Raw genomic sequence first — 11,539 nt, 5'->3', positions numbered from 1 at the left:
CGCGCTCGTTCAATGGCCATGTCAGTAGGCCGAATAAGGGACGACCGGCCGCGGCGGGAACGGCACCGGCCCCTTCTGCGGCGAGAAGAAGTAGCGCAGGTAAAGCACGCCTACGTTCGGCGCGTAGTCGCGCGAGCGGTCGAGCCGGAAGCGGCCGCCCACCACGAAGTGCGGCGTCACGCGATATTCGGCCGCCGCTTCGACCGTATAGCTGAAGCCGCCGCCCGAGCCGCCGCCGAAGAACGGCGAGCCGAGGTCGTTGGCGCTCATGAACGCGAGCGCCTGGGCCTGCAGACCTGGGCGCGTCGGGTAGAACGGCGACTCGTTCTCGTTCGTGAACGACATGCCCACCGATCCGTCGATCTCCCAGGAAAGCTTCTTGTAGCGGCCGGTCCAGTCGAGCGGAATGCTGACCGAGAAATAGCTTTGCGGACTGTAGTAGCCGCCATTACCGAACGTGTAGTTGTGTTCGTTCTTCGAGTATTTCCAGTAATTGAGCGTGAGGCCGCTCGACACGATCTGGTCTGGCCGCTTGAACACCGACCAGTCGTAGCCGCTGCGAACCTTGAACTCCTGGTTGGTCTCCACGTTGGTGCCGGTCAGCAGCCCGAAGCCAATGCTCGTGAAGATCGTGCCGGGCCCGAAGTCCTGCGCGCCGCGCACGGTGAAGCCGTTGCGCACCACGCCGCCCCATTTCTCGCCCGTGACCGGATCGATGCCGCCCGCATAGGAAACCAGGCTGGCGGTCACAGGACGGCGCGAGACGTCGAGCGAGAGCGACGAACCGCTCTGGAAGTCGTGGCGATACTGAATGCCGCCCAGCACGCTCGTGATCGGGAAGCCCACCGGCGTGCTGCCGATGTCGGCGCGCCAGCTATTGTTCGCACCGCTGAACTCGTAACCCGCCGCGAGCGCGACGCCCGTCGCGGTCTCGTTGACGGATCCGAGCCCGGCGTTGCCGAGCGCGGCGATCTTGCCGTACTTGTACGCGATGTCGAGGTCGTTGCCGGGCAGCGTGCCCGCGTTCAGATAGACCGTATCGGCGTGGAAGAAATAGTGGCCCGTATAGCCATCAGGAATGCGCACGTATAGCGGGACTTCGGTGGCGTGCAGCTCGGAAATGCCGGGGTCGCCCGAGAGGTTCGACTGATACCAGCCGGTCGCGACCTGCCCCTGCTTGCGGTCTTCCAGACTTTGCAGCGCGCGGCCTGCCGACGTCGTGCCGTCGGCGTCGGGCTGCGTGCCTTCGGCCACTTCCTGCGTGCGCGAGGTCCGATAGAGGCTCGCGGCTTCGTTGTAATTGCCGCGCGCCTGCGCAACGCGCCCCGCCTGGATCGTAATGTCCGGGTTGTCCGGATACTGCTCGCGCAACGGATCGACCACGGCGGAAGCCTCGTCGTTCAGCCCGAGCGCGGTGAAGCGCCGCGCCACGGCAAGGCGCGTGTCGATGTCGTTCTCCGCGGTGTCGGCCAGCACTGCGCGCACCATGTCGGCGGCCTCCCGGTCTCGGCCCATGCGCTCCAGCATACGCGCAACGGCGAGGCGTGCATCGGCGTCGTCGGGTTGCGTCACGAGCACCTTCTGCGCCGAAGCCATCGCGCCCTTGTAGTCGCCCTTCGCTTCGCGCAGATCGACGTCTTCGAGCAGCCAGCGTTTGGTCGTCTTCAGGCGGTCGGGCACGGCGTCGAGCGTATGGCGGGCGCCCGTCAAGTCGCCCGCCTCGATCTGACGGTCGGTTTCGCGCGCGACGAGGCGCAGCTCCTGGTCGTCGAGACTGGCCAGTTGCTCCCCGGTGATGCCGGGCTGATCGCGCGTGGCGTCGATCCAGTTCGCCCACGCGTCGTCGCGGTTGGCCGCCGCCAGCAGCTCGCCGTAACGCACGCGCGCGCCGTTGGCCGCCGGGTCGTCGGGGTGCGCCGCGAGCCAGTCCTGCACGAGCTTGAGGCCCCGGTCCGGCTCGCCTGTCGCGATCCACTCGCGCCCGACCGTGGCGAGCATCTGCGGGTCGTTGGCCGCGTTCGCGTCGGCGGCCGCGGAATCGAGCAGCGCGCGCGCCTCGTCTTCCTTGCCCTGAGCGATGAGCTGGCGGGCCTGGGCGATCTTCTTCTGCGCGGCGAGATTGCCCATCAGTTCGCGCATGCCTTCGCTGCGCTCGGCCGCGGGTACGGCGTCGAGCTGCGCGGCGGCGGCGTCGACGTCGTCTACGGAGTTCAGATAGAGCGCTGTGGCATAGCGCATGTCGGGCGCCTGCGAGACCTTCAGGCCGTCTTCCATCACCTGGCGGCCTAGTGCGGGCAGGCCGAGGTCGCGGTATTGGCGCGCGAGCGTGAAGCGCGTCCAGGCGTCGTCGGGCGTGAGTCGCACGGCCTCTTCGAGTTTCGCGATGGCGGGGCTCTTGCGATTGTCCGCGAGCAGCTGGTCCGCCTGGATCGAGAGCAGTTCCGCGTGCAACTGCTTTTGCTCGGCGCTCGAGCCGCTCACGCGCGGCGTCGTGGCCGCGATGAGCGGCTCGATCTCGCCTTCGCGTCCTGTCTCGCGCAGCACCGTCACGAGGCCGCGCAGCGCATCCATGTCGGGCTTGGGGGCGTTCACGAGCGGGCGCAGCACGGCTTCGGCTTCGGGCCACTTCTTCTGCGCAATGAGCGCGTTGCCGAGGATATCGCTGGCGGTCGTGTTGCCCGGATCGAGCTTGAGCGCCGCGCGCGCGAGTGTTTCGGCTTCTTCCGGCTTGCCCTGCGAATTCGCCTCGCGTGCCTTCGCAATGGTGCCCCAGATGGTGGCCGTCTTTTCGAGGCTGCGCCACTTGCCGGCGTTGTCCGGGTCGAGCTTGAGGGCGCGCGCGAACAGCTCGCGCGCCTCGTCGTGGCGGCCTTCGCGCAGCCGCACGAGGCCGAGCGCGCCGATGGTTTCGCCGTCGTTGGGGTTCGCGCGCTGCGCGCTTTGCAGCGAGGTTTCGGCGTCCTTGAGATCGCCGCGATCGAGTTGCGCAAGGCCGCGCGCGCGATCGGCGGCGCCGGGGCCGGGACGGGGGCGCGCACGCGCCTGGGTGGACGCTCGCGCGTTGCCCGCGGCCCTGCCAGGCGGCGCGCTAATGACCGCCGATGGGTTCTGCGCCAGGGCTTGCGCCTGCGCCTGGCCCTTCGCGCCGAGCTTCTTGCCGAGATCGGCGACGGTCTGCTTCGCGTCGGAGTCGTCGGGCACTTCCTGCAGATAGCGCAGATACCACACGTAATAGGCGGGATCGTCGTGCCCGGCGCTCGCGAGCGCGCGCCGCCACAGTTCGAGCGCGAACGCCCGGTTGCTGTCCTGCCGCTGGTACACGTGATAGATGAGGTTGAGGCCTTCCATGCGCGTGTCGGCACGGTCGGTGAGCAGATCGCCGAGGATCAGCGCGAGGCGGGGATCGTTCGGATTCTGCTTCACGCGCGTGCGCAATTCGCTGATCGCCTGCGCGCGGCCCGCGGTCGTGCCGGCCAGGATGCGGTAGTAGTCGCCCGCGAGATCGCCCGCGGGCGCGCCGTTCGGAAACAGCTTGAGCAGGCGCGCCGAAGCTTCCTCGCTCTTGCCGGCGGCCGAGAGCAGGCGGATCTGGGCCATCTCCATCTTGCCGCTCGTGGCGACGCGGTAGGCGTCGTCGAGCTCTTTCGTTGCGCTCGCATTGGGCGCGATTTTTTTGAGCTGCGCGAGGATTTTCGCGGCTTCGGCCGGGCGGTTCGAGCGCAGCTCGATTTCGCCGAGCAACGCGAGCGCCTGGGGCTGCTGCGGGTCGAACAGCAGCGCTTTTTGCACGAGCCCGCGTGCGATATCCGGACGATTCTTGCCTTCCCACATGCGTGCGGCCGAGAGCAGCTGCGCGGCCTGGGCGGCGGGCGTGGCGGCGTTGGCCGCTGGCTGTGGGCCTGCCTGCGCCGAGGCCAGATACGGCGAGGCCGCGAAGAGCAGCGCGACGATCGGCGCGAGTGTCGGTGCGAGTTTTGGTGCGAGACGCGGTGCGTTGTTCGGCAACAAGCGTTGCGGCATGCGTGAAACCGCCTCGCGTCGCAAAGCGTGCGCAGCCGCGCGCCGCGCCTCACGGCGCGCGCTGCGCACCTGGGCAGCGCGGCGGGCGGACGCCAGGGCGTTCAGCGCGGCGTGGGGCATGCGCTCGTCCATGCTGGGGCAACGCGGCCTTGCGCGTCGAAATGGTAGAGCCCGTTGAGGTAGCCGAGCCCGAACAACATCAGCACGCTGCTGTAGTAGCCAGGCGGCGACTTCTGCGCGAGCGTGCGGCTGCGCTCGGCCTGGGCGTTCGCGAGATCGCTGTGGCCGAGCGCAGCCAGATACGGCGCAACCGCGGCGGAAAAGCCGCCGTTGCCCTCGTTCGGCCCCGGCGTGCCCGTGGTCGTGTCGACGCGCTCGGGCGGAAAACCATGCGCGCCGACGAAGTCCGCGAGCGGCTTGAAGGTGGCGAGCGTGCTGGCGCGCAGCGGGTCGTCGCCCGCGAGCATGCCGGCCCACAGGTACACGCGGATCGCGTTGTACGCGCTTTCGGCGTGCGTTTGCGCGTCGGGGGCGAAGCCGCCTTTCGCGTGATATTCCACCCAGTCGGGCGAGTAGCCCTTGGGCGCAGTCTCGTTGACGAGTCTCGCCGACGAAGCGAGCAGCGCCTTCCATTCGCCCGCCTCCGGCAGCGCGAGCATGAAGCGCCGCATGACCTGAAGCGGCACGTAGCTCGGGTTCAGGCGCCAGCCGTCCTTGCCGATCGTAAAACCCACGGGTCCCGGCAACACGGTGCGGCCAAGACCTGGCAGCACGGCGGTTTCCTCGCGCACGATGTTGCGGGCCATCACCGTGCCGAGCGCGGTGTAGCGGCGCTCGTTCCAGAGGCGTCCGGCTTCGAGCAGCGTGTAGGCGATCCAGAGGTCGGCGTCGCTGGCGGGGTTGCTGTCGATCACGCCCCACTGCGGCTCGCCGGCATGTGCGGCGCCTGAACTGCCAGATGCTGCCGACGCCGCAACCGGCTTGCCGTCATCGCCGATGTCGCGCCGCCCCCAGATCCATGCAGGCAGATGGGTGGCGAGGTCGCCCTGCGCGAGATTGTTTTCGGTCCACGTGAGGACCTTGTCGAAGCTCGCGCGGTCGTTCGCGACCAGCGCGAAGAAGAGCGCGTAGGACTGCCCTTCGGAAACGGTCACCTGGCGCGGCGTGCTCGCGTCGATCACGCGGCCATCGGCGCTCAGCAGCGTGCTGCGAAACGCATTCCAAGCGGGCCAGGCGCAGGCCGCGGGGCTGGCGGATTTTGCTGCGCTGGCATTGGCGGCTGGCGCGGCCGCGTGCGCTGGCACAGCCGGCATCAGCAGCACCAGTGTTGCGAGCGGTGCAAGCGGCACGAGCGGCGCGCAGGCGAGCGCGCCCGCCGCGAGCCAGCGCATGAGCCGTGGCGCCAGAGCGGGCGCGAGCGTAGCCAAGCCCGGGCGCATCGTCAGGTCCCGGAGCGGCGGGAGGCCATGCGGCCGAGCGCCCAGAACACGGTGAGCGCAACGATCAGACCGGCCAGAATGCCCGCGAGCGCCATCAGTGCCGGGTAGCGCGAGATAAACACCCAGGCGCGCGCATACCACGGCAGATCGCCGACGAAATAGCGGTTGCCCACGCGCAGGCCCTCCACCTGACCGGAGCGCACGAGCGTGAGATCGCCGTGCATCTGCGAGATCTTGCCGCCGTCCTGGAGCGCGTCGAGCACGTCGCCGAGCTGCGCGGACGAGGTGGCGGCGAGCGCCACCACGCTCCTGCCCGACTTGAGAGGCGACTCGAAGCCGATCAGCGCCGCCATCGGTCCGCCGAGCGTGACGATCGAGCGGCCCGACGGTGTCGGGTCTTCGTCCTCGGTGCCGCCAAGCCAGCCGGGCCAGCCGGTGCGCTGGTCGCGCGTGGTCACCTCGGTCCTGCCGCGCTCGATGAGAAGCGGCAGGTCCTTGCCCCACTTCTCGAGCAGTTGCGCGCCCGAGCCCGAGCCGATCACGAGCAGGTTGCTGTCGCCCACGCTGTCCACCTGGCTGGCGGGCACGATCGTCAGGCGCAGCGAGGGCAGGCCGGTCCACTGGCCCATGTGGCCGAGCAGCGTGAGCACGGCTTCCTGATCCTTCGTGTCGGGTTCGTCCGGAATCACGAGAGCCGTGTCGGAAAGGTCGGCCATGCGCGTGAACGGAAAGCCGCTGTTCGCAAAGAAGGCGAGGTTGGGCAGCGCCGTGTAGTGTGCGAAGCCACTGAAGTCGATGACCGAGTCGGGATCGACGGCTGCGCGCGCGACATCGGTGGCGGTGGAGGTGCACAGCCCCGTCTTCTGTGAATCGATATGAAACTGGAACTGGAACTGGTTGTCGCTGCCCACGCGGAACGCGGGGATTTCCAGATTGGCGGCGGCGCGCGTGTCCGAGCCCGAAAGCAGCGGCACGTTGATGCGCGCTTCGTCGGAGGCGCGCGTGACGGGCCGCAGCCGTTGCGAGCGCACGAGCTGATCGTTGATGCTCACGTTGAGCACCGAGTCGTTCCACGCGGAAGGCGCCGTGTAGCGATAGCGGATGTCGAGCGGCACGTTGCCCCGCGCCCACGCATAGAGGTCGGCGGGCACGCGCAGATTCACGCGGATCGCGGGCGGGTTGTAGCCCGACACCTGGAGCTGTTGCGGGTCGGTCACCAACTCGCGGAACAGCACAGGGCGGTCGGTGGGCACCCAGTTCGGCGCGTCGTAGGGCTTGCGCGCCGGGCCGAGATCGATTGATTTCACCATCACGCTGCTGCCGGCCATGCCGGCCTGCCCGAGCGCGACCGCATAGGCGGCGTTCAGCAGTTCCTCGGGCGTGCGGCCCGCGAGCACGAGCAGCTTGCGGCCCGACTGCGGATCGGCGGCCGGGTTCGCCATGACCGAGACCGTGGGGCCCTTGATCTCCGGCAGTTTCAGCCCCTCGGGCACCTGGCCCGGCAGCACGAGCGCGATGGCGTTGGCGTCGGGCGGCACGGTGCGCGAGACCGGGAAGCGCGAGCCGCGATAGCTCGCGAGCGCGCCAAGCCACGACGAGACGACGCCCGCCGCGTGCAGCACGGGCACGCCCGCGTTGGCGGCGAGCACGAAGGGCACGCGCACGAGGCGGTTGTCGTGGCGGTCGAAGAACGGCACAGGCAAGAGCCCGAGGTCGTCGGGCAGCACGATGCCCGCTGTGTTGAGCGTGAGCGACGTGTCGGGACTCACGTCGGCCCAGAGGCTCGAATGATAGGGATCCTCGCAATGATCGAGCGTGTAGTGCGCGATCATCTGCACGCTGATGCGGTTGTAGTCGGTGAAAAGGCGCGGGTCGAGATCGATCTCGCTCGTCACGACCTGCCCGGCCGTCTCCTTCACGAGCGGAATCGTCGCGACCACTTCGCCGTTCACAAACACCCTGAGATGCGAAAGCGACCAGATCAGCGAGGGCGAGTAGGTGTAGACGAGCTTGAGCTTCGCGCCGGTCACGACTTCGTCGGTGCGCACGTCGACGTTCATGCTGGCGGTGGGATCGAGGCCGCGCAGCGGGATCGGCCCGTACGCACCCATCTGGCGCAACGTGAATGTGCGCGTGCGCGGCTGCCCGAGCGGCACCGACGCGGCAGGCTCGGGAATGACGGCGCCGGGGGCCGTCTGGATGACAACGGGCCCCGTGACGGCGGCGGAAGCCGCAGCCGGAGCGGAGGCCGCAACCGACGCGGCGGCGGGAACATCGCTTGCTCCCGGCGCTGCCGCCCTGGTCGTCTGCGTAGCCGCGACAGCCGATTTGTCCACTGCGAAAAGGCTCGCCCCTAGCAGCAGTCCGGCGACGAGCGCGCCCAGCCCAACTTGAACGGATAGTCGCATCGCAACAGCCCTTTGTCTTCTTCGCAGTGGCTATCTTTATCCCGCAAAGACAGCGACCAAGGATACTGGCGGCGTGGCGCGGCCAGTCGTTATCTCGAAACGGCGTCAATGTGTGGTGGAGTTTAGCGGAGAGCTGTGGATCGCGCCCTATGAATGCACGTGTTTATGCCCGTTGCGTATCGCGCGCAGATGACGGGCTGGCGCGGCTTCGCGACTGGTTTGACAGTTGGGCGCATGGGTTGGGCCGGCGGGTCGGAGCGCTTGACACTTCCTGTACGCGCAACAAAGCGCGACGGCGTTGCAAACGCGCAACGCGGGCGCCGGAGGTGGTGCGTCAACAGCCAGCCTTCCGGTTCATGCAATTACTAAGGATATCGAATCGACGAGGCGCGCAACGGCTTCGCGCTTGTGCAGTGTCGCGAGCGGGTGAGGTAACCTTGGCGGCTTGATCCAGAAACGGAGCAGGGTGATGAACGAGCAAACGTGGCAGGCAGTGGACGACTGGTTCTGCGACCGGCTGATCGGTCCCGACGATGCGCTTGACGGCGCGCTCGCGGCGAGCGCCAAGGCGGGCCTTCGCGCGATCAACGTGGCACCGAATCAGGGCAAGTTTCTGCATCTGCTCGCGCGCATTCAGGGCGCGCGACGCATACTGGAAATCGGCACGCTGGGCGGCTATAGCGCGATCTGGCTCGGGCGCGCGCTGCCCGACGACGGCGCGATGGTGTCGCTCGAATTCAGCCCGGAAAACGCGGCCGTTGCGCGGGCGAACATCGCGAGGGCGGGGCTCGATGCGACGGTGACGGTCATCACAGGCCTCGCGCTCGAATCGCTCGATGCGCTCATCGCGCAAGGCGTGCCGCCGTTCGACTTCGTGTTTATCGACGCGGACAAGAGCAATAACCCGAACTACCTCGAACGCGTGCTGAAGCTTTCGCGTCCGGGTACGGTGATCGTGGCCGATAACGTGGTGCGCGAAGGGCGCGTGGCCGACCCCGCGCATCACGAGGACGACGTGGTCGGCTTGCGCCGCTACTTCGACATGCTTGGAAACGACAAACGGCTCGCGACCACGGCTGTGCAGACGGTGGGTAGCAAAGGCTGGGACGGATTTGCGATTACGGTGGTGGGTGGGTAACAACCGTCGATTGCCCACACACATACGCCAACAGCAAAAAAGGGCCTGGCAGATGAACTGCCAGGCCCTTCGTCCATCTAGCTACGCGCTGACGATCGCCGGTCAGAAGTCCGTCGTCATCGAGAACAGCACGGTGCGCGGCGCGCCCATCGTCAGATAACCACCGTTGGTCGACGACCAGTACGCCTTATTGGCAAGGTTATAAACATTGGCGCGGAACGTAGTCGGACGGCCGAACACGTTCGTCGCGTAGCGCGCGCCGATGTCCACCGTGTCCCACGCCTTGATCGACATGGTGTTGGCCGCATCGAAATACTGCGGACCCGTATGCGTCCAGCGCGCCGAAAGCGTGAGGCCCTGCACCCCGGGCACGTCGTATTCGGCGCCCAGGTTGAGCAGGAAGCTCGGCACGCCGACCGGCGTCTTGCCGTCGGTCGAACCCCCTGCGGTGTCGAGCTGCACGGCGTTGATATAGGTTGCGCCCGCGATCAAACGCACGCCCTTGTACACCTCGCCGAACACCGACGCTTCCACGCCGCGATGGCGCTCGTTGCCGTTCGCCACATAGGCGCCCGCGCTGTTGGTGTAGGTCTGCGGCTTTTCGAGCTGGAACAGCGCGAGCTGCGCGCCGTACTTGCCGTTGTCGTACTTCGCGCCCACTTCATACTGCTTCGTGCGCTCCGGCGCGAGCTGGTCGCCGTAGTTCGTCGTGCCCTGAGGCGCAATGCCGCCCGCCGAAAGCGACTCGCTGCGGTTCGCGTAGATCGACACGTTCTCCCACGGCTTGACGACGAGGCCGAACAGCGGCGTGGTGATCGAGTCGTTGTAGTTCGAGGTCTGCAGCAGCGTCGACGACGAGTAGCCGTTCGACAGAATCTCCTGGTGACGCACGCCCACCGTGAACAGCACGCGGTCGTGGAAGAAGCCGAGCGTGTCCGAGGCCGAGACGCTGCGCATCAGGTTCAGCGCCGTGATCGGCGGGTTGCCGTCCATGCCGGCCTGATAGGCCGTCGCGGGATACGGCACCTGCACGCCGCTGTAGAGGCTGGTCGGGAACGAATTGGAAAGCGTCCAGCCCGATTGCGTTTCCACGCGCACGATCGAGGCGCCCGCAGTCACGAAATGGCTCACGGGGCCGGTGTTGAAGTGGCCGCGTACGCCCGTTTCCGCCGAGGTCGCGCCTTCCTTGCGCACGACGCCCAGGCGCGAGCCGGTGGTGGTCGAGGGATCGGTGTAGTAGGGCGAGAAGTATTCGCCGTGCTCGTTCGTGTGGCGCACGCCGCCCGTCACATACGCGGTCCAGCCGGGCAGGAAGTCGTATTCGGCGCGCAGGATGCCGACGGTGTCTTCCGCGTCGCTATACGACCAGGTCTGCGCATAGTTGTGCGTGGCCGAGGGAACGCCCGGAATCTCGTCGCCCAGCACGTAGACGACGGGGCGGCCGTCCGAAACGTGCTGACGCTGATACATGAAGTCGCCTTCGAGGCGGAGCTTTTCGCCGCGCCAGTCGAGCGCCACGGCCGTCTGGTTGGCGCGGCGCATTTCGCTGTCGATGCTCGTTTCGCCGTCGCGGTTGTACTGGTTCACGCGAATGCCGAACTGGTCGTTGTCGCCGAAGCGGCGGCCCACGTCGATATGCGTGCCGAACTCGCCCGAGGCGCTGCCTTCGAGCGTCACGCGCGTGAGCGGTTTGTCGTCGGCGCGCTTCAGTTGCAGGTTCACGCTGCCGCCGATCGAGGTGCCGTTGGGCGCCGCGCCGTTCAGGAATGCGCTCGCGCCCTTGAAGATGTCCACGCGCTCGAGCGCAGCCGTCTCGACGAGCTGGCGCGGCGTGATGCCATACAGGCCGTTGAGCGAGATGTCGTCGCTGTCGAGCGTGAAGCCGCGAATGACGTACACCTCCTGGAAGTTGCCGTAACCGTAGGCGGTGCGCACGGCCGGATCGTTCGAGAGCACGTCGGCAATGGTGCGCGCCTGCTGATCCTCGATCAGCTTCGCGGTGTAGGTCGTCATGCTGAACGGCACGTCGATGTTCTTCTGCGAACCGAGCACGCCGAAGTCGCCGCCGCGCGCCACGTGGCCGCCGCCGAAGGTCGGCTGCAGGTCGCCCGGCTGCGTTTCCTGGGACGCCTGCACTTTCACGGTGGGCAGCGTGGCGTTGCTGGCGCTACCGGTTGCGGCGGCGCCGCTCGCTGCGGTGGGCGCCTCGGCGGTTTGCGCGAACGCTGCGGCGGGCAGGCTGAAGGCGACGGCGATGGCGGCGAGGATCGTGACGCGGGAAGCGGGGAGGCGCGAAGGCAAATTGAAAGGCGAGTGCAAACGGGATGCGGACATAAAAAGGGTTCGTAGCGAAGGTAGCGCTGGCGCTCCGTGATGCCTTGGTGCTGCGCTCAGGCTCCGGGCGAATGGTTATGCTTTGCCGGTCAGACAGGGCTCGCGGAACTGGCCCCATGAGCGGCCCGGAAAAGTATGCGGATTGTATTGCAAATGAGAATGCGTGTTATTTAAATATTGCTGTCAGTAGGTGTATTCAG

General features: G+C 67.4%; 5 protein-coding genes. 1 reads left to right on the top strand and 4 read right to left on the bottom strand.

The genetic code is table 11. The features are described from left to right. Positions 1-21 precede the first annotated feature (21 nt). Genes A3CW_RS0104405 through bcsB form a run of 3 tightly spaced genes read right to left on the bottom strand, consistent with a single transcriptional unit; the run spans position 22 to position 7,867 of the window. The gene (locus A3CW_RS0104405; RefSeq protein ID WP_245623530.1) at positions 22-4,140 is read right to left on the bottom strand and encodes a cellulose synthase subunit BcsC-related outer membrane protein; all 4,119 of its coding nucleotides are present in this window, start codon (positions 4,138-4,140) and stop codon (positions 22-24) included. After that, a complete protein-coding gene (gene bcsZ, locus A3CW_RS0104400; protein WP_028202482.1) occupies positions 4,122-5,459 on the bottom strand; it encodes a cellulose synthase complex periplasmic endoglucanase BcsZ in 1,338 nt (445 codons plus the stop codon). The genes A3CW_RS0104405 and bcsZ overlap by 19 nt, the downstream gene beginning before the upstream one ends. 2 nt (positions 5,460-5,461) lie before the next feature. Next, positions 5,462-7,867: a cellulose biosynthesis cyclic di-GMP-binding regulatory protein BcsB gene (gene bcsB, locus A3CW_RS0104395; protein ID WP_028202481.1), complete on the bottom strand. Its 2,406-nt coding sequence runs from the start codon at positions 7,865-7,867 to the stop codon at positions 5,462-5,464. Between the two features lie 469 nt (positions 7,868-8,336). Here bcsB and A3CW_RS0104390 point away from each other — a divergent pair, with 469 nt between their 5' ends. Then, positions 8,337-9,005 carry an O-methyltransferase gene (locus A3CW_RS0104390; RefSeq protein WP_028202480.1) on the top strand — a complete coding sequence of 223 codons (669 nt, stop codon included), beginning with the start codon at positions 8,337-8,339 and terminating at the stop codon, positions 9,003-9,005. A gap of 102 nt (positions 9,006-9,107) precedes the next feature. On the opposite strand, the gene A3CW_RS0104385 is transcribed toward A3CW_RS0104390, so the two are convergent. After that, positions 9,108-11,339: a TonB-dependent receptor gene (locus A3CW_RS0104385; RefSeq protein ID WP_035512265.1), complete on the bottom strand. Its 2,232-nt coding sequence runs from the start codon at positions 11,337-11,339 to the stop codon at positions 9,108-9,110. Positions 11,340-11,539: the final 200 nt, after the last annotated feature.

This window comes from Paraburkholderia nodosa DSM 21604 (assembly GCF_000519185.1).
GTDB lineage: Bacteria > Pseudomonadota > Gammaproteobacteria > Burkholderiales > Burkholderiaceae > Paraburkholderia > Paraburkholderia nodosa.
Note: the sequence above shows the minus strand (reverse complement) of the source record. Positions and strands in the feature narration are given on the sequence as shown.

What these genes read in the sequence shown, in the direction of transcription:
- A3CW_RS0104405 (WP_245623530.1), bottom strand. Translation starts at nt 4,140, where the DNA reads ATGCCCCACGCCGCGCTGAACGCCCTGGCGTCCGCCCGCCGCGCTGCC.
- bcsZ (WP_028202482.1), bottom strand. Translation starts at nt 5,459, where the DNA reads ATGCGCCCGGGCTTGGCTACGCTCGCGCCCGCTCTGGCGCCACGGCTC.
- bcsB (WP_028202481.1), bottom strand. Translation starts at nt 7,867, where the DNA reads ATGCGACTATCCGTTCAAGTTGGGCTGGGCGCGCTCGTCGCCGGACTG.
- A3CW_RS0104390 (WP_028202480.1), top strand. Translation starts at nt 8,337, where the DNA reads ATGAACGAGCAAACGTGGCAGGCAGTGGACGACTGGTTCTGCGACCGG.
- A3CW_RS0104385 (WP_035512265.1), bottom strand. Translation starts at nt 11,339, where the DNA reads ATGTCCGCATCCCGTTTGCACTCGCCTTTCAATTTGCCTTCGCGCCTC.